Origin of the sequence: Streptomyces sp. NPDC060028 (assembly GCF_042736725.1) — a bacterium.
Classification (GTDB): domain Bacteria; phylum Actinomycetota; class Actinomycetes; order Streptomycetales; family Streptomycetaceae; genus Streptomyces.
The window spans coordinates 1-26,981 of record NZ_JBHWVJ010000068.1 but is presented as its reverse complement, the minus strand read 5'-3'; the positions used below and the strand labels follow the sequence as shown (position 1 = coordinate 26,981).

At 68.0% G+C, this 26,981-nt stretch carries 17 protein-coding genes and 2 pseudogenes; 13 read left to right on the top strand and 6 right to left on the bottom strand.

Features of this window, described 5'->3' with window-relative positions:
* The first annotated feature begins 1 nt into the window (after window position 1).
* From ACFWBF_RS27655 to ACFWBF_RS27640, 4 genes are all read left to right on the top strand, one after another.
* Window positions 2–1,261 (top strand): FtsK/SpoIIIE domain-containing protein, encoded by a 1,260-nt coding sequence (locus ACFWBF_RS27655; protein WP_385606641.1) that lies wholly within the window; start codon window positions 2–4, stop codon window positions 1,259–1,261.
* A 169-nt stretch (window positions 1,262–1,430) separates the two neighbouring features.
* Window positions 1,431–2,771 (top strand): replication initiator, encoded by a 1,341-nt coding sequence (locus tag ACFWBF_RS27650; protein WP_385606639.1) that lies wholly within the window; start codon window positions 1,431–1,433, stop codon window positions 2,769–2,771.
* Window positions 2,764–2,949, top strand: a complete 186-nt coding sequence (locus tag ACFWBF_RS27645; protein ID WP_385606637.1) for a helix-turn-helix domain-containing protein — start codon at window positions 2,764–2,766, stop codon at window positions 2,947–2,949. The genes ACFWBF_RS27650 and ACFWBF_RS27645 overlap by 8 nt, the downstream gene beginning before the upstream one ends.
* Entirely contained in the window at window positions 2,946–4,253 is a 1,308-nt protein-coding gene (locus tag ACFWBF_RS27640) for a tyrosine-type recombinase/integrase (protein WP_385606635.1), read from the top strand. Before ACFWBF_RS27645 ends, ACFWBF_RS27640 begins: the two co-directional genes overlap by 4 nt.
* A 127-nt stretch (window positions 4,254–4,380) precedes the next feature.
* Here ACFWBF_RS27640 and ACFWBF_RS27635 read toward each other — a convergent pair whose 3' ends face one another.
* Both ACFWBF_RS27635 and ACFWBF_RS27630 read right to left on the bottom strand, forming a co-directional pair.
* Complete coding sequence (locus tag ACFWBF_RS27635; protein WP_385606634.1) at window positions 4,381–4,641, bottom strand: hypothetical protein; 261 nt, start codon at window positions 4,639–4,641, stop codon at window positions 4,381–4,383.
* Window positions 4,641–11,486 (bottom strand): polymorphic toxin-type HINT domain-containing protein, encoded by a 6,846-nt coding sequence (locus tag ACFWBF_RS27630; RefSeq protein WP_385606632.1) that lies wholly within the window; start codon window positions 11,484–11,486, stop codon window positions 4,641–4,643. Before ACFWBF_RS27630 ends, ACFWBF_RS27635 begins: the two co-directional genes overlap by 1 nt.
* Before the next feature lie 782 nt (window positions 11,487–12,268).
* On the opposite strand from ACFWBF_RS27630, the gene ACFWBF_RS27625 reads away from it, so the two are divergent.
* Window positions 12,269–16,540 (top strand): ricin-type beta-trefoil lectin domain protein, encoded by a 4,272-nt coding sequence (locus ACFWBF_RS27625; protein WP_385606630.1) that lies wholly within the window; start codon window positions 12,269–12,271, stop codon window positions 16,538–16,540.
* Window positions 16,541–17,365: 825 nt separating this feature from the next.
* Window positions 17,366–18,862, top strand: a complete 1,497-nt coding sequence (locus ACFWBF_RS27620; RefSeq protein WP_385606629.1) for an IMP dehydrogenase — start codon at window positions 17,366–17,368, stop codon at window positions 18,860–18,862.
* Between the two features lie 90 nt (window positions 18,863–18,952).
* On the opposite strand, the pseudogene ACFWBF_RS27615 reads toward ACFWBF_RS27620, so the two are convergent.
* The 3 genes and pseudogenes from ACFWBF_RS27615 to ACFWBF_RS27605 all read right to left on the bottom strand — a co-directional run.
* A pseudogene (locus ACFWBF_RS27615) lies at window positions 18,953–19,119 on the bottom strand (IS630 family transposase); the annotation flags it as partial.
* 193 nt (window positions 19,120–19,312) lie between these two features.
* Window positions 19,313–19,597: a hypothetical protein gene (locus ACFWBF_RS27610; RefSeq protein ID WP_385606627.1), complete on the bottom strand. Its 285-nt coding sequence runs from the start codon at window positions 19,595–19,597 to the stop codon at window positions 19,313–19,315.
* An 81-nt stretch (window positions 19,598–19,678) separates the two neighbouring features.
* Window positions 19,679–19,900, bottom strand: coding sequence for a hypothetical protein (locus ACFWBF_RS27605; protein WP_385606625.1), 222 nt, complete (start codon window positions 19,898–19,900; stop codon window positions 19,679–19,681).
* Window positions 19,901–20,122: 222 nt separating this feature from the next.
* Between ACFWBF_RS27605 and ACFWBF_RS27600 the strand changes: the two genes are divergently transcribed.
* The 7 genes and pseudogenes from ACFWBF_RS27600 (at window position 20,123) to ACFWBF_RS27570 (ending at window position 25,843) form a co-directional block, all read left to right on the top strand.
* Window positions 20,123–20,767, top strand: coding sequence for a dihydrofolate reductase family protein (locus tag ACFWBF_RS27600; protein WP_385606623.1), 645 nt, complete (start codon window positions 20,123–20,125; stop codon window positions 20,765–20,767).
* A gap of 97 nt (window positions 20,768–20,864) precedes the next feature.
* Complete coding sequence (locus ACFWBF_RS27595) at window positions 20,865–21,956, top strand: PP2C family protein-serine/threonine phosphatase (protein ID WP_385606622.1); 1,092 nt, start codon at window positions 20,865–20,867, stop codon at window positions 21,954–21,956.
* Window positions 21,957–21,975: 19 nt separating this feature from the next.
* Entirely contained in the window at window positions 21,976–22,263 is a 288-nt protein-coding gene (locus ACFWBF_RS27590; RefSeq protein ID WP_385606620.1) for a hypothetical protein, read from the top strand.
* A gap of 600 nt (window positions 22,264–22,863) precedes the next feature.
* Window positions 22,864–23,277, top strand: coding sequence for a hypothetical protein (locus tag ACFWBF_RS27585; protein WP_385606618.1), 414 nt, complete (start codon window positions 22,864–22,866; stop codon window positions 23,275–23,277).
* A 34-nt stretch (window positions 23,278–23,311) separates the two neighbouring features.
* Window positions 23,312–24,077: pseudogene (locus tag ACFWBF_RS27580) on the top strand (transposase).
* Between the two features lie 122 nt (window positions 24,078–24,199).
* A complete protein-coding gene (locus tag ACFWBF_RS27575) occupies window positions 24,200–24,535 on the top strand; it encodes a hypothetical protein (RefSeq protein WP_385606617.1) in 336 nt (111 codons plus the stop codon).
* A gap of 621 nt (window positions 24,536–25,156) precedes the next feature.
* Window positions 25,157–25,843, top strand: a complete 687-nt coding sequence (locus tag ACFWBF_RS27570; protein WP_385606615.1) for an SMI1/KNR4 family protein — start codon at window positions 25,157–25,159, stop codon at window positions 25,841–25,843.
* A gap of 97 nt (window positions 25,844–25,940) precedes the next feature.
* Here ACFWBF_RS27570 and ACFWBF_RS27565 read toward each other — a convergent pair whose 3' ends face one another.
* Complete coding sequence (locus tag ACFWBF_RS27565) at window positions 25,941–26,831, bottom strand: SMI1/KNR4 family protein (protein WP_385606613.1); 891 nt, start codon at window positions 26,829–26,831, stop codon at window positions 25,941–25,943.
* Window positions 26,832–26,981 lie beyond the last annotated feature (150 nt).

Below are 26,981 nucleotides of genomic sequence, written 5' to 3'. Positions count from 1 at the left end.
TGTGGCCGGGTTCCGCTTCGGGCGCTGGTACCGGGCCGACGGGGAGACCCGTATCAGCCTCCGTCAGGCACGACGGATCCGGTGGGGCTGGAAGCGGCTGGCCCTGATGCTGAGGTTGGCGGTCAAAGACGCCACGCCTACCGTGCTCCAGCAGCTCAGCCCGCAGGAGACGCCCGCGAAGCCGAGGGTACTGGCGCCGCGTCTGCATACCCAAGCCGACCCGTTCGGCGTAACCGTCACCGCGGATGCCCTCCCGCAGGTGGGGCTGAGTGCCTGGCAGGACGCGAGCGAGGGCTTGCGTGATGCGTGGGGGATGCGGCGCATCCGGATCTCCCAGCCCAAGCCCGGGGTGATCGTGGCGCGCGGGTTCCGGCGCGAGCCGCTGGAGGCCGTGATCAGCTCACCCCTGCTCGGTCCCGACGGGTCCCCGGCCTGTCGCCCAGGCCAGTTCGTCTCCACGGATGACGTGCTGCTGGGGTGGGACGAGGACGGCACCCCCGTCGTGCTCAACCTCGCCAACTCCGCACACGCCCTGATCGCCGGGGCCACCCGCTCCGGCAAGTCGATCAACGTGAACACCCTGCTCGCCTACGCGTCCCTGATGCGAGACGTACGTCTGATCGTCATCGACCCCAACCTCGGGGCCGTCGCCCCATGGTGGCGTACCGCGTACAAGGTCTCCGACTCGATCCACCCAGATGAGCCGGCGGAGATCCTGCGCTGGGTGCGGGAGGAGATGCAGAAGCGGGAGCGGCTGTTCTGGTCCGGCCGTACCGACCGCATCACCAACTTCAGCCCCGAACTGCCGCTGATCGTCTTGGCGATCGACGAGGTGGCGAACTACACCCGGCACCCGGACCGCAAGGCCCGCGAGCGCTTCGAGGCCGAACTGCTGGCCATCGCAAGCCAGGGCGCCAAGTTCGGAATCCGACTGTGGCTCCTCACCCAAAAGCCGTCCGCCGACGTGCTCACCACCGCCGTACGCACCAACCTGTCCACCCGTATCTGCCACCGCGTCGACACCACGGAGGACTTCCTGCACCTCTTCCCGGACGGCCGGGAACTGGACATCACCGCCGCCGACCGGGAAATGCCGCCCGGTGTCTCGATCGCCTCCGTCGGCGACATGCGCACCCCCGTCCGGCTCCGCTCCGTCTACCTGCCCACCGAAGCCTGCTGGCAGATCAACGACCTGATGTGCGCAAACGGCCTCCAGATCCGCGAACTCCCCGACCACATCGACCTCGGCAAGGCCGCGTGACCCCCGCCGGCCATCCACCCGAGCAGCCAAGACCAGGACCATCCCGGCCCCGTATCGCAGTGATCCCCGGCAGAGGCGTGTAGTCGCCAAACCCTCGCCCCTGCCGGGGCCTTTCCCCCCTTCATCCAAGGCACACGCATGTGCCGGAACGCAGAGAGGTCCTGCCAGCATGCCATCGCACGACCGCACCGCCACAATCCCCCGCCCCGAGCTGACCACCGCCGACCTGGCGGCGTTCACCTCCTACCGGGACCTGCCCGGCCTCGTCCGACAGCTCTCCTCCCTCGGCGGGTGCGCCCAGCCCATCCGCCTCGAAGGCCACCGCGCCGAGATCAACCCCACCACCGGCGAAATCCTCCGAGAACTGAAGTCCAAGGAGCTGCCCGCCGGACACCTCCTGCTCCGCTGCGGCAACCGCCGCACCACCCGCTGCCCCTCCTGCGCCGAGCTCTACCGCCAGGACACCTACCAGCTCATCGCCGCGGGGCTCCGCGGTGGCAAGAAGATCCCCGAGCAGGTCGCCTCCCACCCGCGGGTTTTCGCCACCCTCACCGCACCCTCGTACGGTCCGGTTCACGGTCGGCGCTCCAGTTCTTCCGCGCGCTGCGGGTGCGGGCGCACCCACGCCAAAGACGCCCCGGCCCTCGGCACCCCGCTCGACCCGGATCGGTACGACTACAAGGGCGCGGTCCTGTGGAACGCCCATGCACCCGCCCTATGGGCCCGCTTCATGCTCCACTTGCGCCGCACCATCGCCGCCGTAGCCGGAATCTCCCAACGCCTGCTCCCCAAGGTCGCCCGCGTCTCGTACGCCAAGGTCGCCGAGTACCAGCGACGCGGACTGATCCACTTCCACGCTGTGATCCGCCTCGACGGCCCCGGAGGCGGCCACACCCCGCCACCCGCGTGGGCCACACCCGAGATGTTGGCCGATGCCGTCCACGCTGCCGCCGCCCGCGCCCACGTCGACGGGCCGGAGATCAACGACCGGACCTACTCCTTCGGCTTCGGCAAGGAGCTGGACGTCAAGGTCATCCGGTCCGCCGCCTTCCAGGACGGGACCACCATCACCGAGGGCAAGGTCGCCGGGTACGTGGCGAAGTACGCCACCAAGGGAGCCGAAAGCGCGGCTGGCACCCTCGACCACCGCCTGAAGCTGATCGCCGAACTCGGGCAGGAGACCATTCCGGACCACGCGGCCCGCATGATCCGCACTGCCTGGGCCCTCGGCGCCCGCCGCGACCTCGAACACCTGAAACTGCGGACCTGGGCCCACATGCTCGGCTTCCGCGGCCACTTCTCCACCAAGACCCGCACCTACTCCACCACCCTCGGCGCACTCCGCGAGGCCCGCGCCGCCTGGCACCGCCGCCACACCCCCACACCCGAGGCGACCACGCTCGTCCTCGCCCACTGGGCCTTTGACGGCACCGGCCTCACACCCGACCTCGAACGACTCGCCCGCCTCGTTGGCGGCACCCACCCTCAGGCGGTGACGGCCCGTGCGTGACGACGAACTCCTCACCGTGCCCGAAGTGATGGCCCGCCTCAAGATCGGCCGATCCGCGCTCTACAACCTGATCCGCAGCCGCCGCCTCGCCTCGCTCACGATCGGCCGCGCCCGCCGCATCCCCGTGCACGCGCTCACCGACTACATCCAGCTGCATCTGGAAGGGGCCGTCCGATGACCGGCCCGAAGGGGAAGGCCCGCGCAAACGGCGAGGGCACCATCTACCAGCGCAAGGACGGGCGCTGGGAGGCCGCCGGCTACGTCCTCGCCGCCGACGGCAGACGCAAGCGCGTCCGCGTCTACGGCACCACTCGGAAGGAAGCTGCGGACAAGCTCACCGGGAAGATCGCAGACAGCAACCGCGGTCTCCCTGTCGCAACAGCAGACAGCACGGTGGGTGTGTACCTGGCCTACTGGCTGGGCAGCGTGGCCATCCACAGGCTGCGCGAGAACACCCACACCCGCTATGCCACCTGCATCCGCCTCTACCTCAAGCCGGGCCTGGGAACCAAGAAGCTCGCCCGACTCACCGCCAAGGATGTCCGGACCTTCCTCGACCTGCTCCGTGCCGCGTGCCAGTGTTGCGCCCACGGACTCGACACCACCCGGCGACGCTGCTGTGCCATCGGCGAGTGCTGCGGCAAGAGGCTCTCCCCGCTGACCGTGACCTACGTGCACTCGGTTCTCAAGTCCGCGCTTGAACACGCGGTGCGTGAGGATGAGCTGCCGCGCAACGTCGCCCGCAACGTCAAGACGACGACTCCGCGTCCGCGCCGTTTTGCACCACTCACAGCCACTGAGGCCCGCCAATTCCTCCGAGCAGCCGAGACCGACCGGCTCCACGCGCTGTACGAACTCGCCCTGCGCACCGGACTCCGCAAAGGCGAACTCCTCGGCCTCCACTGGGAAGACCTCGACCTCGACGCAGGCGCCGCCAGCATCCGCAGATCCCTCCAGCGCACCCGATCTGACGGTCTATCCATCGTTCCCACCAAGACCCGAGCTTCCGAACGCCGCATCGCGCTTCCCGCTGAATGCATCCATTCGCTGAAGAACCAGCAAGAACACCAGAAGAAAGAGCGCAGCGGCGCTGGGCAGGGCTGGCAGGAGAGCGGCCTCGTCTTCACCACTCCAACCGGAGGCCCACTCGACCCCGCCAACCTCACCCGTCGCTTCCGTAGCCTCCTCCGCCGGGCAGAACTCCGCACCATCCGCTTCCACGACCTACGGCACTCGACCGCCACCCTGCTCATGGAGCAAGGCGTCGACCTCGTCGTCATCAAGGAACTACTCGGCCACGCCCACATCGGAGTCACCGCGGGCGGCTACGCCCACGTCCGACTCCGCCTCCGCCTCCGCCTCCGCCTCCGCCTCCGCCTCCGCCTCCGCCTCCAGCATCAAGCCATCAACGCGCTGGGCGATGCCCTCAGCACGGACAAGGACGACCCTGACGACCCACCCGCCGCAGCGGTCGTCCGCTGACGTTGCCGTCACCGTTGCCGTCAGACTGCCGAAAAGCCTCGCCCACAGACAGTGGGCGAGGCTTTTCAGTCGCTAACAGGAGGTTGTAGCTCCGCTCCGATCTGGCGGCTGCGGGGGCCGCCAAGGATCACTCCTCTTCGAGGAGACCGATCTCTTCCGGCAGTTGCAGCATCGACCGCTTTCGCACCGGATCGCTCTCCAGCTCGGAGACCTCGACGATGATCGCGGCCAACGCCCGGCGGTCATCCTCTGAAAGCTCCTTGAACAGCGCGGCAGCCGGCTCGATGATGTCCGTCGCGATGTCCGGGTCGATGTCGTCATCGTCGGCCAGGTCGATGGACACGGCCACACTTGAGAAGGCGCGCGCCAGGACGTGGGTGAGTTCCATTAGGGGACAATCCTCACTCTGATGTTGGTGATTAGGAGATCGCCGAGTAGCTTGCGAGCCCGCCTAGCTTCCGTAGCGTCGGGTACTTCCCACCTGCCTGAGAACCCGTTTTGCTCCAGCGCCTGGGACTGGTTGAGGGCCTGCTGGTACGTCTTGTTGCGATGCGTCACGCTGAGCTTCCGGTCGATCAGCACACCGTTTGTAGAGTCGAAACCATCGAACTTGACCTGCGCCAGCTTGCTGCCGTTCGGCTTGTAGTACTGCAAGGCCGGTGCAACGCCGGGCCTGGATCCCATTGCGCCGCTGTCGTAAGCCTGGGCCTGGGGGCTCATGTGAGCGTTCTCCGGAACCCAGTGAACGTCACCATCGCAATTGTGCACCAGGACCGGGGTGGCGCCTGCGAGCACATAGTACGTGTGGAAGTCGTCGACGGTCAGGTTGTGGGTGGTAACGGCATAGCGGTAGTTGCGGGACGTGGCGACGGTGAGGGTGGTGCCGTTGGGCTCGCGGAGGTGTTCGCCTTGCGCGAGTTCACCGGCGTTGACCCACTGCCGGCGGGTTTCGCTCCAGTAAGGGTGGTGGGAGGTGGAGGTGACGGCTGCGGGCGGGCCGCGGGGGGCTGCGTCGTCTGTGAGGGTGAGGTCGGTGAATTCCTTGTCGTCGGGCGTGGTGATGGTGGCCGTGACACGCTTCGGCTGGGTTTCACCGGTCTGCGGGTCGGTCGCCATCACCGTGTCGCCGATGCGTATGTCCTCGATGGCCTTGGTGGTGCCATCGGCCATCTGGACCTGAGTGCCCGTGGGGAAGCTGTTTTTGCTGACTTCGCAGGAGTCCGACTTCGACTTGACCTCGGTTGCCTCTGTGTCAGCCTGTTCCTTGCCGGCTCTCGACTCAGTGCCCGCGCTGTCGCTGGCCGATTCCTTGGAAGCCTTTGCGTCCCCGGATTTCGCTGCCTTCGACGCTGCGGCAGCCGCTTCGTCCTCTGCCCGCTTGGCCTTGGAGATGGCCTGCATGGCCTTGGCGGCTTTGCCCTCGGCTACATGGATGGCGTCGTAGGCCTTGTTCATCTCCCGATAGATCTTGAAGGCCTTGATGCCTATCTTGATCGCCTTGAGGACCTTGCTCCAGGGAACCGCGTTGAGGGCCGTGTTGATGCAGGCCATCACATCGCCCTTGGTGAAGCAGTCCCGGGCGTCGTTGAAGCCGATCAGGTCCATGACTACGTCGATGACTGCGTGCTGCAGCTCATCGCGCCGCTTCTTGGCCCGTGCTACCTCGCCATTTGCCTGGTCCAGCTCGCCTTGGGCAGAGCTCGAAGACTGGCTGGTGCTACCGCCGCTGACGGGGGGATGGGACTCCGGGTTGTTGAGGCCCGCCGCGCGGTTGTTCTGGCACTCCGCTGGAGTGTCACAAGTGGGCCTGAGGCCGTTGGGGTCCGACTTGTTGATCGGATCGTTGCCGGAGTAGGCGTAGGCGTTCCACTGCTGCGGGTCGCCTGCGTCAATGACAGGGTCCGGGCTGATGAACCGGGCGGTCGTCGGATCGTATTCGCGGGCTCCCAGGAGGGTGAAGCCGGTGGTCTTCTCCTTGGTCCCGCCGACGAAGCCCTTGTCGCCCGCCCACGCGCCGGGAGCCGGCTGAGTCCCGCGGTCGTTGCCGAAGGGGTCCGTCGGACGGCGGACCTGGGCCAGGTCCGAGGCGTTGAACTGCACGCCGTTGGTTCCGTGCTGGTCCGATGCCTGGTAGGCGAGGGTGGAGGTACCGCCCGTCGTCGTGCGCGTGACGGCGAGGCCGCCGGGGGCGCCGTAAGTGCGGACGTTGGAGACCTTGCCGGAGGCGGTGTCCACGGTGATCTGGTCGTTGCCCAGGTTCAGCGTGGTGCTCGTCGGATCGCGGCGGATGAGCTGGTTGCCGCCGGCGTCGTACACGTAGCTGGTCCCGGCGCTCTGACCGGTACCGGTGATCTTGTCGAGCTTGCCCTGGTCGTTCCAGGTCAGGGTCTTGGTGCCCGGGGTGCTGGTGATGGAGGCGGTGTTGCCGCTGGCGTCGTAGGTGTACGAACTGACCTTTGTGCCCGCGCTGCTGTTTTCCGTGGAGGTCATCAGGGCGTGCGGGCCGCCCGTGCCGCCGCCCGTCTTCGGGTCGGAGGAGGGGGTGTTCGGGCCGTTGCCGAAGGTCTGGGTGACCGTCGTGTCCTTGGCCGGGTTGCCGGTGATGTCCTTCTTCACCAGCTTCTTGCGGTTGCCCATTTGGTCGTACTCGTACTGCTGCCAGTACGGAGCAGGACCGCCCACGCTCGGCTTGCCCGTGCCGTCCACCGCCGGGCCGCCGCTGTTGGAACAGCCGCCGATGCCGCGAACACTCGGCTGGGGAGTCGTAGTGGTGGTACCGGTGTCGGTCCACGCTTGCGTCATCCGGCCCAGGTAGTCGTACGTGAAACACTGCAGGTCGCGGGTGGCCCCGTCCTGCGTGTTCCCGAGCGACGTGAGCTTGCCCGCCTGGTTGTAGGTGTAGTCGACGACATCGACGCTCGCCGTGGTCGCCGTCTGCTTGTCCAGCGTCGAACGCACCGGGCGTCCGGTGGCCAGGTCGACGTCAGTGGTCGAAACGACCTGCTTGCCGCCCTTCCCGACCGTGCTGCGGATCGGGCGGCCGAAGGCGTCGTACTGCGCGGCGACGAGGTACGGGGAGAGCGTGGAGTCGATCGTGCCGTCCAGCGCACGCAGGTTGCCCCTGATGTCCACGTTGAAGGTGAGAGTCTCCGCCTTCAGGCCGGCCCCGGGAATCGCTGGCAGGGTGGTCGTCTCCAGCTGACCATAGGGGCTGTACGTGTTGGTCGTCTCGTAGACGCCTTGGAGCTTGTTCTCTCCGGCCGGGATCGTGGTCTTGCTGCCGAGCGGTCGGTAGCCGGCGTCGTAGCCGGTGATCTCCGAGCGGTAGGCACTGCCGGAGACCCCTCCGACGTAGCGCGTGGTGGTGTCGGGCTTGCCCAGTGCCTTGCTGTCGTAGGTGGAGGCGCTGACCTGCTTGGCCGGATCGACTGCCGTGCCCTCGTAGGCCGCTATGGTGCGTCCGAGGAGGTCGGAGACGACGGTGGCGCTCTTGCCGCGGGCGTCGGTCGTGGTGACGAGGTTCTTGCTGTCGTCGTAGACCGTCGTGGCCGTGCCCGAGTCCGGGTCGGTGGTCTTCACCGTGCGGCCGAGCAAGTCGTACGTGAACGTCCACTCGTTCTTGGCGGAGTCCTTGCGGGACAGCTCCTGACCCTGGGTGTTGCTCACGTAGGCGGTCTCATCGTACGCGCCCGTGGGCGTGCTGGCCTTGTACTGGCGCAGGACCGAGGTGGTTCCGTTGCTGATGCGGGCCGTCGCGAAGCCGCCGTTCGGCGGGATCGTACGGACCTCGTCGGCTCCCGGATACTCCGTCTTCGAGCGCCACTGCTCGATGCCGAAGGACTGGAAGACCGAGGCGGTCTCGCGGCCCAGACCGTCGAAGACGGACACAGTCTGCGCCGGGATCTTGCTGTCCGGGTTCACGCCGCCGTTGGGCAGGAACAGCGCGCCCGACGGATCGTTCTCGTCGTTGTAGTACGGCGCGCTCGTCTTCACCTGACGGCCGTGCGAGTCGAAGAGGGCGTCGGTGACCAGACGTCCGGTCACGCCCGAGCCCGTGGTCGACTGCGTCTGACGGACACGGCCGAGACCGTCGTGGATGGTGTAGCTGGAGGTGTAGGTCTGGCCGTCCTTCATGAGCGCCTGGCTCAGGACGTACGACGGCGCGTTCGCACCGTTCATGGCGTACGAGAACTTGCGGACCGGAAGGAACTTGTTCGTCCGCTCCTGCCCCGGCTGCCAGATCGCGACGACCCGGCCGAAGGCGTCGTAGTCGCGCTCGGCGACGTGACCGTTCTCGTCCTTCGTGATCAGCGGCAGCGAGCGGCCGATGTCCAGTGTGTTGGAGGACTTCCAACCCAGCGGGTTGGTGTGGACGACCTCGGAGGGCAGCACGCCGGTGGCCGGCTTGTACTCGGTCGTGGTGACCGCGCCGTTCGGGTGGGCGGCGTCCTTGCGGACCCTATTGGTGTTGCTGGTGACGCGGCCGTACACGTCGTAGGTGGAGGTGGAGTTGAGACGGTAGACCGGCTTGCCGGCCCCGTCGTACTTCTCCAGGACCTCGGTGCCGGTCTGGTCAGCCGTCGCGGCGCTCTGGCCGAGGGGCAGACCGTCGAAGTAGGCGCGGGTGTCGCCCACCGTGTTCGCGGCCGTGGGCGTCTGTCCACAGGCCGACGAGAGGACGAGCGTCCTCGAGGCGAGCTGGGTCAGCGCGCCGCCCGGGCCAGTCGCGTATTCAAAGGTGGTGCAGAGACGTTCCTGCGGCCGGGAGAGGTCGCTGCGGTCGTCGACCTGGAGGGGCCGCGAGAAGGCGGTGTTGTCGTAGGTGGATGTCCGTTCGCTGGTCCGCCACGTGCCGTTGGCCAGCTTTGCTCGGGTGGTGACCTTGGCCGTGTTCATCGGGCGGGCCGTGATCGCCGGCATGCCGCCGGACTGGGCGCGAGTCGCGGTGACCGCGCCGATCCACGGGGCGGAGACCTCGTCGGAGACGACGGAGCCACCGTCGCGGTCGTAGGTCTCGGTCTGGCGGACGAAGCCGGAGAGGATGTCCTCGTCCTTGATCGAGCCGCCCTGGGCATCCGACACCGTCACGCTGCGCTTGGTGCCGTTGGCGAGGAAGTCGCCGTCCATGCCGCGCAGGAACGTCGCCACGTGCTTGGTGCGCGGGGCCTCGGTTGCGTTCCCGTTGCCGGTCTTCGTGGTGACCGTGGCGAAGCCGCGGAACTGGTCCCACGTGCGGGTCTTCGGGTCAGTGAACTCCGAGTCGTTGCGGTGCCAGGCGATGCCGCCGCCGTACTCGTAGTTCGTCACTGTGGTCACCTGGCCGGCCACCAGGTCGTCCTGGGTGACGGACTGGATGACGATCTTGTTGAACCAGTCGTCGACCGGATCCGGGTCGGACTGGCCGGGCAGGTACCACTTGACCGGCATGCAGGCCATCGTGTTGCCGTCCTCCGAGGACGGCATGGTGCCCTTGACGCGCGAGCACTCCGGCGCCTTGTAGACCACATTAATGCGGCCACCGGTCTCGGTGTTGATCGTCTGGATGCGCGGCCGGTTGTACGCGGGGGCCGAGGCTTCGGTGCCGTCGTGGCGCTTGACGACTCCGTCGACGCGGTTGGCCATCTGGAGCGGGCTGCCGAAGGAGACCGCGGGCAGGCTCTGCTCGGGCTTGCCATTGGAGGCCGTGCGCTGGATCGACTCGAGCCACAGGGTCGGCGAGGTGCCGTCCCCCGGGTCCTGGAAGGAGTGCTTCAGCGCGAAGGCGTCGACCGGGCGCCAGGCTGTGCCGGTCCACACCTCGGTGTCGACCTCGGTGAACTTCTTCGTGGTGAAGTACGTCGGCGAGAGGTTCAGGCATTGTCCGGTGGCGGGGCATTCCTGGTCCACGGGGGTGTCGGGCCAGGACTTGGCGTTCGCCTTGGTGCGCTGGGCGGTGTCGGTGCAGTTGACCGACCCGACGGCGACGCAGCGCTCGGCGTTCTTGATGACGACCTGTGCGGCCGGCTTGGCGGCGCCCTTGGCTGCGATCTGGTCGGGCAGGCGCTGGCCGTAGCCGATCCAGGTCGGGTAGGAGCCGCGCTGGTACTTGGTGGAGGTGCCGGTGCCGTTGTTCTGGCCGCCGCCCCGCCCGTAGTAGTTGTCCTCCTGCTCGTAGCGGTAGGAGATGAGGTTCTGGTGCGGGTCCACGACGTAGTCGAGGTTCCACTCCCAGCCCAGCTGCTGCCACGTCCCGTTGGCCGGAGTGTCCGCGCCCAGGCACTTGTCCTGGCCGCTGTTGAAGTAGACGGGCACCGTGGAGACCGACTTGGCCTCGGGGTCGGTCCCGTCACCACCGGGCAGGCGGTTGGAGCCGAAGTAGTACTGGGTCCCGTCGGTCGTGGTGACCTTGAAGCCCTCACCCTTCCAGGCGGCGTTCCGCTGGCTGGTCAGACGCTCGATCTTCGTGCCGTCCTCGCCCTGGAGGCGGTACGCGCACGTGTTGTCGTCGCGGACGATCTGGCCCGCGTGGCCCGCCAGTGACAGGGAGAGGATGTCGCCGGCCCAGCACTCGTCACCCGAGCCCGCGATACCGGCGTCCTTGCAGCCCTTGTACGAGCGTGAGATGGAGCCCGGGCTCCAGTCCCAGCCCTCGCCGAAGCCGCTCGCTTGCGCGTTCGTCGACGCGGTGCGGCCGTCGATCGAGGAGGAGTCGTAGCCCAGGGACACGCCCGGGGACGCTCCGGCGATGGAGGAGGGCACCTCGACGGTGTAGCCGTAGGTGAAGTTCGCGGCATTGGAGCCCGCCTGCCACGAGGCGGACGGCTGAAGCGGGGTCGCGGAGAAGTCACCACTCGCGCCCGCCGGGCCCGGCTCCACCGCTAGGGCCACGCCCTGCGCTGCCAGCACCTGCGGGGCGGACGCCGCCGGGGCGGATTTCAGCAGGGGAGAAGCCGAAGGGGACGCTGCAGCACCCTTCGGAGCCTCGACCTCGGCAACCAGGCGTCCGGCGGAGTCACGGTGGGATGCCACAGGCGTGCGGGTCGTGCAGCCCTCGGCGCCCGGCGTGGTCAGAGCACAGGTCGGCAGCTGGACCAGGCGGGCACGGTCGGCCCAGTTGGCGCCGTTCGTCTTTGCCCAGGCGGCAACGTCGAAGCCGACTTTCATCGTGCCCGAAGGGGCGTTCCCTGCGGGATCGGTGAGGGCGACGAGCGCGCCGTTGACGCCGGCGGCTTTGGTACGGGCCTCATCCTTCACCTCGACGGTGAGCGTGCCGGTGCCTTCGGCCCCCGGGGCGGCTGTGTTCGGTGTCAGGCTGGCGGCAGACTTGGCTGTCTTCCCGGGTGCGATCCAGACAGGCAAAGAGCCGGCCTGAGTGGAGCCGGACCCGGAAGTGTTAGGAGCTGCAAGGCTGCTCAGGTCCACGGCAGCCGAACCGACAGGCGCTTTGGCCTTCGAATCCGGGGTCCAAATTCGGCCAGATTCACTCCGCTTGGCCGAAGGCTTCGCGTCAGACCCCTTGGCCGGTTTGGTTTGCGGTAGGGGGGTGTTCGGAGGCACCCACACCTTTGGCGGCTTGTCAGCCGCCTCGGCCAGGGGAATCCCCAGGCCAGAGAGGAGCACCGCGAACACGGAGGCGACCGCTACACGCGACCGTCCCGCTCGCGAGCGCTCGAAGAAACCATGCCGACGAGACAAACGAATCCCCCCACAGGATCAAATAAGGGCACAACGAATGGACGCTCAGAGTCCAGATCGAACGCACTCTAAAGATCGCCCGCTCGGCAAGTACAGCGATTTCTTAAAAGTTTCTTACATGACTAAAATCACTCTGCGGGCAGGGCATAACTTCTCGGATCAAATGGGGCATCAGGCGTCCATGACGCGTTGACAGATTGCTGAAGTGAAGGGGACTGTGCGGCTGACTTACATCCCATCAGCTCACAGCGAGGACCGCCAACGTGAGGCCGTCACTACTTCCATCCTGGATACCGGGACCGGGCGCCGCCCCCCGCCGACGGCGGGCCTCCCGTATCGCGGTGCTCCCCGTCACCGGGGCCGCCGTCCTCTCCTTGGGAGCCGGTCTGCTCACGGGTCAGCCGGCTTTCGCCGACGACTCCGCTCGCGGCCACGGCCCGGCAACGACCGCCTGGCCTGCCCCCCAGGGCAAGCCCGCGCCGACCGCGGAGTCGACAGCTGTCGACTCCGCCAAGGCCCAGGCGAAGGAGACCAAGAAGGCCGTGGTCATCGAGCACCTGACGACTGGTAGCTCGCAGACCGTCGCCAACCCCGATGGCACCCTGACCACCGACTCATCCCCGGTGCTGCAGCGGACCAAGGGATCCGACGGCAAATGGCGTGGTCTCGACGCGAACCTGAGGCCCCTTGCCGACGGCACCGTGGCGCCCGTAGCCTCCGCCTCTCAGCTCAGCTTCTCCGGTGGCGGCACCGGACCGATGGCCACCATGACCACGGCCGACGGCAAGAAACTGGCTCTGAAGGCGCCCTTCGCGCTGCCCAAGCCGGCCCTCAACGGCGCCGCCGCCCTCTACATGGGCGTGCTCCCGGACGTCGACCTAGAGCTCACAGCCACCCCGGTCGGAGGCTGGCGACAGGTGCTGATCGTGCGCACCGCCGCAGCCGCGGCCAATCCCGCCGTGGAGAAGCTCCAGCTCGTCGTCGAGACCGACGGACTCACCGTGCGAGCGGACGGCGCCGGAAACCTCAACGCCGCTGACGGCGAGGGCAAGACGCGGTTCTCCGCTCCCACCCCCCTGATGTGGGACTCGTCCACGACTTCCTCGGCGGCGGCTGCGCCGAGCTCCAAGTCCGCCGCCCGCAGCCTCGCCTCCGTCGACACGTCTACCGCGCCTCCGGCCGCCGACCGACCGGCTGCCTCCAGCACGGACGGTCCCGGCCAGGGCGCTTCTGTCGCCCCCATCCACACGACGAGCGATTCCAAGACCATCCAGCTCGTCCCGGACACCGCGGTGCTCGGCCAAGGCACCGGCCCCTGGTTCATCGACCCGGGCTGGAACCCGGACGTGGACAACGGCACCCAGGCCTGGTCCCAGGTCCAGGAGGCATACCCCGACACCAACGAGTACAACGGCACGGCCGACGGCCAGGACCAGCCCGCGGCCGGATACTGCGGCTACTCATCCTGTGAGCGCAAGGGCCGGGAGCGCGCCTACTTCCAGGTCGGGATCAACTCGGTCATCCACGGCGCCGTCGTCCTCGACGCCCGCCTGTACGCGAACGTCGTCGCATCCTCCAGCCCCAACACCATCACCCCGATGGGCCTGTACTGGACCGGTGCGATCTCCAACCCCACCATGTGGTCGCGTCAGCCCTGCGGCATCGGTTCCACCATGCAGGGGTGCCAGAAGATCGGCACCGCGAACATGAAGGGATCCGGCGAGATCTCCTTCGACGTCAAGTCCCAGATGGAGACCGCTGCCCGGGACAAGTGGGCCAACTTCACCTTCGGCCTCGCGCCCGACAACGAGAAGGAGATGCTCTACCGGCAGCGGTTCAGCAACAACCCGCACATCAAGATCACGTACGACATCAAGCCCAGCATCTGGTGGCCCCGCACCCGCCCCACCCCCGGCTTCGCGGACACCGCCTCCTACGCGGACTGCCGCACACCCAACACTGCGAACGCCTGGGACAACCCGGGCTGGGTCGGCGCCAACAACAACATCACCCTGGTCGCGTCCACCTGGTCACCGACCAACCGACAGCTCCAGACCACTTTCCAGTACTGGGACGACGACAACGGCGGGAAGACCGAGTTCGCCAAGACCGATTGGCACGGCAGCCGGGCGGACGCCACCGTTGATATCGGCCGACTGACCGACGGACACCAGTACGGCTGGGCATCGAGCACCACCGACGAGACGCTCACCAGCCCCACCACCGAATGGTGCTTCTTCCGCGTCGACCAGACTCCCCCGACCGCATCCGTCACCTCCACCGACTTCCCCGAATCCGGCACCATCGGCGCCCACCCCAAGCTGGTCGGCCAGGAGGGCGCCTTCACGCTCACCGGCAGCGACCCGGCCCCCGCCAACGGCGGCCGCAGCTCCGGCCTGGCCTGCGCCCGCTGGACCACCGATCCGATCAGGGCCTCGGCCACCAACTGGAGGTGCACCGACACTGACCCCGGCGTCACCAAGCTGACCGGCGGAACGGCCACGATCAAGATCACCCCGCAGCGCTGGGGCACGAACTTCGTCTACCTCCAGACCCAGGACAACGCCGGCAACCTCTCCCAGCCAGTCGCATACAGCTACTACGCCCCCTCCAACCCGAACAGCCCGGCGCCTCTCTTCGGCGACGTCGACGGCGACAAGAAGGCCGATGTCCTGCTCCCCGACACGGCGGGCAACCTCCGCCAGATCGGCGGCGGCACAGACCCGGCCGCGGCGCCCAACGCACGCATCAAGCCCGCCCCGGGCGGCAACGGCTGGAACGGCATCCAGATCACGCACCGCGGCAGCCTCGGCTTCCAGGAAGTCGACGACCTCTTCGCACACCAGCCCGGCAACACTGACCTCCACCTGTACACAAACAATGGCAACAGCGGACGGTTCGACTCTCAGGCGCCAACCACGGTGACCAAGCCCACCAGCTGCCTCAATCCGGCAGGCGGTGCCATCGACTGCGCGGCCCACGGATACGGCGCGAACTGGGCCAACGTCTCGCAGGCGGCAGCCTTCGGGTCGCCGTACGGCGACACCCTGGATGGCGACGGCGCGTTGCCGCGCACCTCTCTACTTTTCGTCGAGAACGGGCGGCTGTGGCTGGCCATGGCTGGCGCCACCAACCAGCTGGGGTCAAAGGCCGTCCTGCTCTCCGCCAACGACACCAAGTGGGACGGCTACGAGCTGATCGCCCCGGGCAAGGCCCAGGGCACCGTCTTCCCGACCCTGTGGGCCCGCTCAAAGGCCGACGGAAGTCTGCACGCCTTTTCGGTCAAGGGCACGGCGGCCAACCCGGACCTGACCGGCTTCACCAACCCCGCCGCTGGCCTGCTGGCGGGGAAGATCGACCCCGTGGCCTACCCCCGCGTCGGCTCCAACGGTGACCTGACCGGCGACGGAGTCCCCGACCTGTGGGCCGTCGGCGCCAATCAGCAGCTCGTCGCCTTCAACGGCATCGGCACCGCCACTCCGCAGCCGAGCGTCACCGGTATCGATACGACGACCATCACCCTGGGCAACCTCAACATGCCCAGGGCCCAGTGGAAGCTGACCGGGCAGACCGGCACCACCACCCCCAGCGCCGTCGGCGCCTACCCGGCCACCACGGCCGGCATCACCTTCCCGACCGAGAAGATCGGCGGCCGCGACACGGCGTACGCCGCCTTCAACGGCACCGGGTCAACCATCACCACCACCAAGTCCGTCATCGACACCCACCAGAGCTTCACCATCAGCACCTGGGCCAAGCCCGGTGCCCAAGGCGGACTCATCGCCAGCCAGGACGGCACCAAGAACAGCGCCTTCACCCTCTTCGCCGACCCGCTCAACAAGAACTGGCGCTTCGCCCTCGCCACGGCCGACGACGGCAGCGGACACTACGACTGGACCGACACCACCAACATCACCGCCCGCTACACCCCCGGCACCTGGACCCGCCTCACCGCCCTCTACAACGCCGACACCAGCCTGATGAGCCTCTACGTCAACGGCGTACTCGCCGCCACCGGCCACCACACGGCCTCCACCAGCCCGGCCCCCGTCGGCCCGCTCGCCATGGGCCGCTACCAGTCCAACAGCAAGCCCGACACCTACGGCGGCTTCACCGGAGGCATCAGCAACCTCGCCGTCTACCCCTACGCCGCCAGCCCCACCGCTTCCGGCACCACCACCAAGATTTCGCTCACCTCGTCGGGCACGAAGTGTCTGGACCTCGCCTCCGACGGCGCCAAGATCCAGATCTGGGACTGCAACGAGACCAACGGCGGCGCCGCCCAGAAGTTCGACGTCCGGGCCGACGGCACCCTCCGCATCCAGGGCAAGTGCATGGACGCCAAGGACGCCGGGACCGCCAACCTCACTCCGATCCAGGCGGTCGACTGCCACAACAACCCGGCGCAGCAGTTCCTGCCCCGCGCCGACGGCACCATCTACAACCCGGCTTCCGGTCGCTGCCTGGACCTGGCCCAGAACGACACCACGAACGGGATCCAGCTCTGGCTCTACGACTGCAACGCGAGCAACGCGCAGCGCTGGACGATCCCCGCGCTGGGCACAGCGCCCCTGCCCGTCCCCACCACCGCCCCGCCTGAGCCCACGAATTAGCGTCGGGCGCCAAACGCCACCGCACCACACGGAAGCCGTCTCCCCACCCGGGAGGCGGCTTCCGCCGTGTCCGCGTCCCTCGCGCCATCCCCGCGGGCGCGGGGAGCAGCTCGGGAGCAAAACATTCCACCGCGAACCGATGGCCCGTCACCCCGGCAACGCCCCGAGGGGACGGGCCAGCCATGTCGCGACAGCTGTTCCTGTCCAGGAGGCCTGACACGGGGCCTCAGCAACGTCCACCCCGAGGAGCTTGCGATCACGAGCTCCTGCTTGAGGGGGTTTCCACAACCGTATCGGTGAGGGACCCGAGCGATCACTGAGCGAGGTCACGAAGATGGCGGCGCGGGCGGCTGTGGCCCTTCCCGCAGTGCGGGAGCAGTGACGTGACCACCCGGGTCATGTAGGTCCTGGAATTGCGCCAGCTGCTGTACGCGACGGGGCGCGTACGCACCCCGTGGCGAGCATCCGTGAAGTCCGGGGCTAAAGGTTGGCCGGCACGCCAGGTCCGGCCACCACGCGCCGCCACGCAGCGTCGCGTCCGTGGACGGGCGCGCGTTCCGGATCGCCCGTCCACGGAGCGGCCAAGGAGACGCCCGTGACCGGCGGTTGGGGAGGAAGAGGGCAGGATTCGTGCAGCGGCGGGGCAATGGGTAGGGTGCCAGGTCACGACCGCACCCGATTCGAACACACGGGCAGGTCAGGGCTCTGCCGCAGTTCGTGGCACCTCCACAACTGCCATGCCGCACCTGCCTGCCCGGGTCTTGGGACACGGGGCGATCTTCACGGCCGGGCAGTGGGCTCCGGCCGGCGGGTCAGGAGGAATGAGTGGCACAGGTCATCGCCGAAGTCTCAAGAACGTTCAACGAGTTTCTGCTCTTGCCTAACCGGACCCGGACCGACTGTTCGCCCGCGACGGTCGACCTGCGCACGCCTCTGGTGCGGCACGTCGCGGGCGAGCGGTCGGCGATCGAACTCGGCTCTCCGTTCACGTCCGCGATCATGCAGGCGGTCAGCACACCGGAGCTCGCGATCGCGCTCGCGCGCAACGGCGGTCTGAGCTTCCTGCACCACAACCAGTCGGTCCAGGACCAGGCTGCGGCCATCCGCCAGGTGAAGAACTTCAAGGCCGGGTTCGTCACCAGCGACACCAACGTCCGCCCCGACGACAGCCTGAGCCACCTGGTCGCCGTCATGCAGCGCACCGGTCACAGCACCGCTGCGGTCACCCACGACGGCAGCCCCACCGGCCGCCTGCTCGGCCTGGTGACCTCCCGCGACTTCCACCCCCAGCGCCACGACCTCGACGGACCGGTAGGCGGTCGGATGACCGACATCGCCGACCTGCCCCACGCCGGGGCCGACACGACTCTCTCCGAGGCCAACGCGCGGCTGTGGGACCAGCGGCTGGACTGCCTCCCGGTGCTGGACGCCGAGGGCCACCTGCAGTATCTGGTGTTCCGGTCCGACTACGCGGACAACAAGCGCTTCCCGAACCAGGCCGTGGACAGCGCCAAGCGTCTGCGCGTGGGCGCGGGCGTCAACACCCACGACTACCAAGAGCGCGTCCCCGCCCTGCTGGAGGCAGGCGCGGACGCCCTGTGCTTCGACTCCTCCGACGGCTACAGCGACTGGCAGGCGCAAGCCCTGACCTGGGTGAAGAAGCACTACCCGGAGATCCCGATCGGCGGCGGCAACGTGGTCGACGGTGAAGCCTTCACCTTCCTCGCCGAAGCCGGCGCGGACTTCGTCAAGGTCGGCGTGGGCGGCGGCTCCATCTGCATCACCCGCGATCAGAAGGGCATCGGCCGCGGCCAGGCCAGCGCGGTGCTGGACGTCGCCGCGGCCCGGGACGCCTTCCTGGAGCGCACCGGCGAGTACGTGCCGATCTGCTCCGACGGCGGCCTGGTGCACGACTACCACGTGGCCTTGGCGCTGGCGATGGGTGCCGACTTCGTCATGATGGGACGCTACTTCGCCCGCTTCGACCAGGCGGCCGGCGCGAAGCTCCCCACCCGGGACGGCTTCGTGAAGGAGTACTGGGGCGAAGGCTCGAACCGTGCCCGCAACTGGCAGCGCTACGGCCAGGGCAGCCAGGGCCTGATCTTCGAGGAAGGCGTCGACGGCTACGTCCCCTACGCCGGCGACCTCAACGAAGGGCTCGCCCTGACCATCGCCAAGCTCAAGACCACGATGGTCTCCTGCGGCTCCGCCACGCTTCCGGAGTTCCAGTCGACGGCCCGGCTGACCCTGGTCTCCGACCAGAGCTTCCAGGAGAGCCACGCCAACGTCACCCTGCGGGACACTCCGGCGACCATCGCCTGAGAGGCTGCCTGAGCCACGGACTACTGGCGGGAGCGGGAACGGGAACGGTGCACGTGCACGGTCGGAACAGCCCCCTCCCGCCGGTTGAACCGCCTGGACCAGGCGTGCGATGACCGGGACCGTGCTGCCGCCGGCCGAGGCCAGCAGCATCATCGCCCGGCGAAATCGCCCCGAGCTGGTACGCCCCGCCGCACGATCTGCTGCAGCCTCTGCCCCTCCCGCTCAGACAGTCCACGAACCCTCACCGGCGATGCCATCCCGCCTCCCCACGCCGGCCGAAGTCGTCAACGGCACAACGAGCAACGGCAAAGGTGCGCGGTCACAGCACCAGCGAACCGGCCTGCCCCACTCGAGCTCGGCCCCAGAAGCGCCCTGCCGCCGGGCCCGCTCGGGGGCCGCCGCCCCTGGCGGGTCGCGTAGGGCGGGCTGTACCGCGGCGGCGCGGTCGGTCTACCAGCCCCAGCGCTTGGGCCCCGGTAGCTGCGCGGGAATCTTGTGCGCGGGAACCGCGTCGTAGGCGACGCACCAGTACGGCTGCAGCACCTCGGCCGTGACCCAGGTGGTGAAGCCCATCGCCTCCACGCGGCCGCCGGCAGCGGCCTGCCACATCGGCACCGCGATGCGGAACAGCCATCGGCGGCGGCCGTCGCCGAGGTCGATCTGCTGCTTCTCGTACAGACGGACCTGGAGGTGCTGCCGGTCTGGGGTTATGAGCCCGATCGGAACGTAGGGCACGGACCCGGCCGCGCCCGGGCCGGTGGCTCTTTCACGCTGCCGCGCCGGGGCTCCCCGGCTTCCGCCCTTGCCTGACACCTCTCACGCCGCCTCCGTCCAGCAGCGGGCCTTGGCCTCGCGGCGCAGCGCGGCCAGGTCAGCGCCGCTCACGCCGGCGCGGGCGAGCACGCAGGAGAGCTTGATCAGCCGGCGGCGGTACGCCGTTGCGCCGAGGTCAGGTCGTAGCTGGGCCAAGTCCCGGTACGTCTGGTCCCACAGGATCTGTAGCTGCACCAGGTCATCGCGGTCGAAATCTCGCTTCACCCTCCGATTAGAGCACCTGTTCGATTTCTTTTGCACATCGGGACACACCCCCTAACCGGCTGCTTGTGACTGAGCGCTGTAGACGGCCCCTGGTGTCCCTGGTGACCTCGTGGTCATTCCGCCCGACTGGGTGAAGCCGGTTCCGTCGTGGCGATGAGTTTGCGGGCACCCGCAGGTCTATCTCTTGACGGAGACAACCGACTCACTCATCGGGAGTAAGCCATGGGCCTCATCCACATCGAGCTGTTCGCGACCCTCGACCTCGTCGGACAGGCGCCCGGCGGCCCCGACGAGGACCCGGTGGGGTTCCCGTTCGGCGGCTGGCAGGCGCCTCTGCTGGACGAGGTCGCCGGGGCGCAGGTCGGTGCCGCGTACGAGGGCACGGACGCCCTCCTGCTCGGCCGGCGGACGTACGACATCTTCGCCGCCTACTGGCCTCACCAGGAGGGCGGCGAGGACAACGAGATCGCCACGCTCTTCAACAGCGTCCCGAAGTACGTGGCCTCCCGCGGCAGGCCCGAGCTCTCGTGGGCCGGGTCCACGCAGCTCGGCCCGGACCTCGCCGACGCGGTGCGTGAGATCCGTGAGCGGCACGAGCACGTGAAGGTCGTCGGGAGCCTGAACCTCGTGCAGACCCTCCTGCGCGAGAAGCTCTTCGACCGTCTCGATCTCTGGGTGCACCCGATCGTGCTCGGCGTCGGGAAGAAGGTGTTCGACGATGGCGCGGTGCCCACCAACGTCACGCTCCTCGCTCCCCCGGTAGCCAGCCCGAAGGGCACCGTCTATGTGCGCTACGGGCTCGCCGACGGCACTCCCGCGACGGGCGACATGAGCGCACCCGATCGCGGTGCCCGAAGCGAGGGCTGAGGCCGCCCCGCGCCGGGTGGGTCCGTGCGGGAGAGACATGCGGCCGACTCTGCCGCTCAGCGCGCTATGCCCGTATTGCGCAGATATTGTGGGAAGTGTGATCGAGTCTGGACGGCCGCGGCTCCGTCGGCGCTACGGCCGCGGCAGGCTCGTGCGGCTGTCGCCGGTCATTCTGACCGTCGTGATCGCCAGCCTGGCCTACGCCACTCCGCCGGAAATGGCCTTCAGCCGCCTCCTGCCCGCAGCGCCGGCCCTGGCCGCCGCCATGTGGCCGGTCCTCCCCACCGTCCTGCTCGGGACGGTCTGCCTCTTCCTGATGATCGGCCTCGGCCTCGTCTTCCCCGATCTGGGAACGTGGTGGACGGCCGCGGGGATCATCGCGGTCACCGTGGCCGCCGCGTACGGAAGCCATGTCAGACTCCAGCGCGAGCGCACCCTCTTCCAGGTACGGCTCGTCGCCGACGCGGCGCAACAGGTGGTGCTGAGCCCTATGCCGCGCCGCTTCGGGAATGTCGAGATCGAGTCGCTGTACCTCGCGGCCGCGGCGGAGGCCCGCATCGGCGGGGACTTCTACGAGGTGGTCGACACGCCATACGGGGTCAGGCTGCTCATCGGTGACGTGCGGGGCAAGGGACTGCCGGCGGTGGGGGCGGCCGCGGCCATCGTCAACGCCTTCCGGGAGGCGGCCTACGCCGAGACCTACATGGTCAACATCGCGCGCAGGCTGGACGTCAGCAGCACCCGCTACAACGCCGCCTTCCCCCCCGACGGGCCGATGGAGCGCTTCGCCACCGCCCTTCTCGTCGAGATCCCGCACGAGGGCACACGTATCGACATCCTCAACTGCGGACACCCCCCACCGCTGCTCCTGAACCGCAGGAAACTCCGTGTCCTCGAGGTCGCCACCCCCTCGCCATTGCTCAGCCTCGCGGAGCTACTCGGCGATCACTACAACGTCGACACCTTCGACTTCGCCCCTGGCGACCTGCTGCTTCTCTACACCGACGGGATCGCCGAGGCCCGCGCCCGCGACGGCGAGTTCTTCCCGCTGGCAGCTTGGATGCGTCGACAGCCCGCAACGCCGCCCCGCGAACTGCTCGCGGCTCTTCACCGCGACCTCCTCCGCTACACCAAAGGACACCTTGACGACGACATCGCCGCCCTCGCCGTACGCCTGTGTGAGCCCTGAGGCCACGCGGCCCGACTGGATGTTGACCATTTCGTGGTCGGCGACGCGACAGGAGGCATACGCGAACGACCAGGCCTCCCCGGACACGCTGATCGCGGTGTCCGCCGCCTCCAACCGGTCCAAGGCCGACAAGGACCCGGCCGATGGGCTGCCCTCCGAAGGTTCCTACCACTGCACCTATGCCGCGACCTGGGCCGGGACGAAGCTGCGCTGGGCCCTGGCCGCCGACGAGAACGAGCGCCAGGCGCTCCCCGGGGTCACCGAGGACTGTCCCGCCACCACCGTCATCTACGAACCCGCACTGTAACGACTCGGTACGCGGTGGCGCGGGGTCGGCCGTGACATGACGACGGCCGCGCAGGTTGAGTGGTGTGACGTCCTCCTCGGCCGGCGGGGCCTTCCGGTTGAAAAGGCCGGCTGTCAGGGCCAGCGCCTCGTCGCCCGAGCCCGTACGACACGACGAGTGGCACCCCGCGGCTGCGGCGCTGGCCGCAGCCTGGGCCGGGGCCGTGCGCCTGCGTTGTCGGGCGCCCTCGTCGACGCCGGGGCTGGACCCACGCTTTGGAGAGCCGGATCGGCGGAAGGACGATGTGCCACCGACAAGGCCTCCGGAGGGGGAGGCCGTCGACGGCCGGCGCCGCGGTGTGCAGCGCAGTCGTCGCGTTGCCGCGCGAGCCGCTCCTCCAGATCGCACGGCAGCCGCCGCCGAACCGCGGAACTCCGACTTCCCGCTCCGCACCAGCGGCTGGGCGGCCGTGCGGGCCCTGCAGGTCCGCGTCAGCCGATCTGTTCGGCTAAGGGCTGTCCCGTAAATGGCGGCCGAAGCAGGTGGGACACGATTCCCTGAGCGGGCAGCGGACGAGCGGTGGCAAGATGACGGCTTCGACCACTCCGGGAGGCCGCCCTCGTGCCCACCCCCACGGACTACCTTGCCCTTGCACATAAGGAGAAGGACGGCTCCGCCCTGCAGCGTCTCGCGCAGTGTCCGTACCCCTTCGTCTGGCAGGCCCTGGCAACCAATCCCCACACCCCGTCCGCCGTCCTCTTTGACTTGAGCGCAGCCCGCGACAGTGTCTGGAACGACAACAGGCTTCTTCGTCTGCTGGCGGAACATCCTTCCGCGGACTCCTTCGTTCTTCGCGCTGTCCTCGATGCTGTGGCAGCGAAGCTCGAAGAGGGCGAACGGCCCTACGCAGTTGTGCTGGCCCTCGCCGGCCGTCTGGAACTTGAGGCGGAGGAGGTGGCACGACTCGGGACGCTCCGCGGGGCCTCTGCTCGTCTACGCCGCCTGCTGGTCTTGCGACTCAGCCCCCGCACCTGAATCGTCTCGCTGATCATGATGTGATGATCTCCGCGTGGCTGGTGTGATCACGGCGTCAGAGCCGTCCTGGATGGCCCCGTTCTCCGGGCTGAGTCCGCACTGCTTCGGAAAGCTGGTGACGGTCTTGCGACGTAAGAGTGCGGACGCGGTCCGCAAGGCCGGCCATGGAGCCTTCCGCTGGAGGACCGAGCACTGCTGGTGGCGGCGTACTGGCGCACGAACTTGACGATGCGGCAGCTCGCTCCGCTGTTCGGGGTGTCCAAGTCGGCAGCTGACCGCATCATCGACCACCTCGGGCCGATGCTCGCGCTCCAGCCCCGCCAGCGGTTCGCCAAGGACGCCGTGCTCATCGTGGACGGCACCCTGGTCCCCACCCAGGACCACACCATCGCCGCGCAGTCCAAGAACTACCGATACTCCACCAACCATCAGGTCGTCATCGACGCCGACACCCACCTGGTCGTCGTGGTCGGCCGGCCGCTCGCCGGAAACCGCAACGACTGCAAGGCATGGGAGGAATCCGGCGCCCAAGGCGCCGTCGGCAGAACACTCACGCTCGCCGACGGCGGCTACCCCGGCACCGGCTCGTCATGCCCCACCGCCGCCGCAAAGGCGAAGACCTGCCCGACTGGAAGCAGGAGCACAACAAGTCCCACAAGCAGGTCCGCGCCCGCATCGAGCACACCTTCGCCCGCATGAAGACCTGGAAGATCCTCCGCGACTGCCGACTCAAAGGCGACGGGGTCCACCACGCCATGCTCGGCATCGCCCGCATGCACAACCGCACCCTCGCCGGATAGGCGAGCCGACCAGACAGCGGCCGACCCAGCCCGAGGCAACTCGTAGATCATTTACGGGACAGCCCTGAGGGCGACGATGATGCCTGCGGGGCCGCGTGCATTCGTGACAGCGGGTAGGTTAAATGATGAAGAGAATTGAAGTTTCCGACATGGTTGGCGGACGTCGCGCTATCTATGTTGCTGATATCGATATGCTCGAAGATGAGCTGAGTTCGAGTTGGGGTCAAGGTGAAGAGTTCGATGATCCGTGGGATCTTGGAAGGCGTATCACGTTCGCCTTTCGTCTCGACTCTGGGCAGGACGTATCCCTGACAAGGGTCCAGAATCAGCTCACTCCGGGATTTAGTCTGTTCATTCGGGCAGATAGCCCTGTTGAAACCTTTCTGGAGGAAACCTTGAGGGTGTTTCTTTCGGCCTTTGAGCTGCCAGATGATCAGGTTTTGGCTAAGGGGTTCTAGCGGGTTGGGATTGATCCTGTTTTCCAATTGAAGCTCCGCCGGCTTCGCGGCGGAGCTTCAATTGTCTGGTTTCTCAGTCCGCCACTTCTGGCAGGGACGGCCCGTCGATCTGCCCCAGGAGATCAGGGGCAGGCCGACTACGTCAGCATGGCCGGTGGCAGATGCGCCACCAGTAGCGCAGGGCTGACCAGTTCGCTGTCGCAGGGCTCATGGGACGCCTCACACGCTCCCCTCTCGTTCGCGCACCGTGACGGAAGCCAAGAGCAGATTCTGAGGCCCGCCCGGTCACGGCGAAACCGGTTCAGGCTCCGTCCCGGGTTCTGCCCTGCGCGTACGTCCTGCCGACCTGGTGATCGGGCGCCGACGCCCGAGACTGCCCCAGTGAGACCGCTCCCCCTCGCGGCCGGGTTCGAGGTTCGGACCCGCGAGAATCCTGCTGACTACACCAGCGCGGTCCCGGGTGCGGCTGGGGGAAGGCACCCCGACTTCCGCCGCCGACGAAGCGGCAAAGGCTGCAATGGCCAGCACTGGAGGATGCGCCCTCCGCCCTGCCCCAGAGGGAACGGCCCCGGACCATGCCGGGCGGCACAGGGTGTCAGTGGTGACGCATACGGTCTGCTCATGACTGATCAGTGGGCAGGAGTACGGGAACGCGTAGCGGCGTTGGGCGCTCAGTCGGCGCGCAGTGAGGTGTTCGGGTCACTCGGGCATCGGTGGGTCCTCGATGAGCCGCTCACCGAGAACGAGCTCGCTGAACTCGAGGACCAGATAGCCGTGAGGCTGCCGGGGGACTACCGGACCTTCCTTGTCCAGGTCGCCGCGGGCGGCGCAGGACCGGCGTACGGCCTCTTTCCCGTGCGGCGCGTACAAGACGGGTGGTGCTGGGAAGGGGACGGCGCCGACCTGGCCGACCTCTCCATGCTCGCCGAGCCGTTCCCCGAGCAAGGTCCGAACCCCAAGGCCCTTGAGGAGCTCCTCGCTCGATGTCCTGAGGCAGAGGACTTTGACGAGATCGAGGACTTCGACGAAGATTTTGAGGCGTGGGACGAGGCGTGGGGAGCCCTCATGTTCGCGCCCGAGCGCACCGCCGGCGCGATCGTGATCTCTCATCTGGGCTGCGCCCTGCGGGAGTGGCTGATCATCAGCGGTAGTCACCGGGGCACGATCTGGTCCGACGGCCGGGCGGACGACGCCGATCTCGTACCGCTCCTCGCCCCTGACGGGCAGCCGGTGACCTTCGCCCGCTGGTACACCACCTGGCTGGAGCAGGCTGAGCGTGCGGCACTGCCGTCGCCGTCGAACTTCTGAAGTCTGCTCTGGAGGTCACTCTCCCGCGAGCAGTGCGTGGCGTAGGAGTCTGAGTGGTTCAGTTGACCGGCGCGGGACTCATGGGCAAGCTCCTCCGCTACTCCTCGTCTTCGTCTGAGGGCGTGTCCCAGGTCGCCAGGGACGTTCCGGCCGCCGTCGTGATCTGAAGGACTTCACACCCCATGAGATGAACTGCGGCAAAGAGGCGCCGGCGAACCCGTCCGCTGTCTTCGGGCGGGTAGCCGATCCGGATTTGGTGAGGGCGGGATGCGTCGTAGGTGAGCAGCCAGTCGGTGTCGACGGTCGCGAAGTGGTCCTGTCCCATTTCGTCGTGCTCTGAGCGCCACGAGCCCCGGTCGGTAGTGGGGGCCAATGCCTCGCGCAGGAGTCGCAGGCGTTCGGAGTGGGAGGAGGTGCCCTCGGACAGGCGCAGGCAACGGTGCGTACGGGAACGGAACGCGTTGAACCACGGAGCGAGGTCCGGCTCCATGTCTCCGATCAAGCCCGAGGTGACGTTTCCGCCGGCCCAGCCCTTGACGAACTCGGTCGCGCCCATGGGATGCGGCTCGTACCAGCCCTCGCTGCTCCACACGATGACCGGCCATTTCTCGAGGTCCCCGTCGGTAAGCCAGCACAGCCGGTCGGCGTCCATGCTGGTGCCCCAGATCAGCAGTCCGCCGGGAGCCGGGTGCAGCGGATACGGGTAGCGCTCGTAGTCTCGTTCGGGAGAACCCGTGGAGTGGTGGGCACTCTGCCACTCGATGCCGTTGTGCTTGCTCGTGCCGAACGGCGTCCGGAGGTAGAGGAAGTCGCAAAACTCTCCCCAGCCGTAGGTTTCGACGAGTCGTTTGTAGTCGTGGGGCAGCCGGGTACCGATCACGGTCTCCACGGCGGTCCAGTCCCCGTGGGCGTCCACGGGAGCGGCCGGCGGCCCCACGAGGTGGACCAGCCTGCCGTAGTCGGTCGTGGTGTTCTTCGGATCGGACATGAAGGCAGCGTAGGCAGCGGCCGGTGATGAGACCGACAGACTTGCAGTTGGAGGGGAGTGTTTCGCGAGGTCATCGACGGCAGCCGACCTGCGTACCTAAGGCTTGTCCCGTAACTGCTGGTCACAGGTGAGATGATCTTGGTGTGGCTG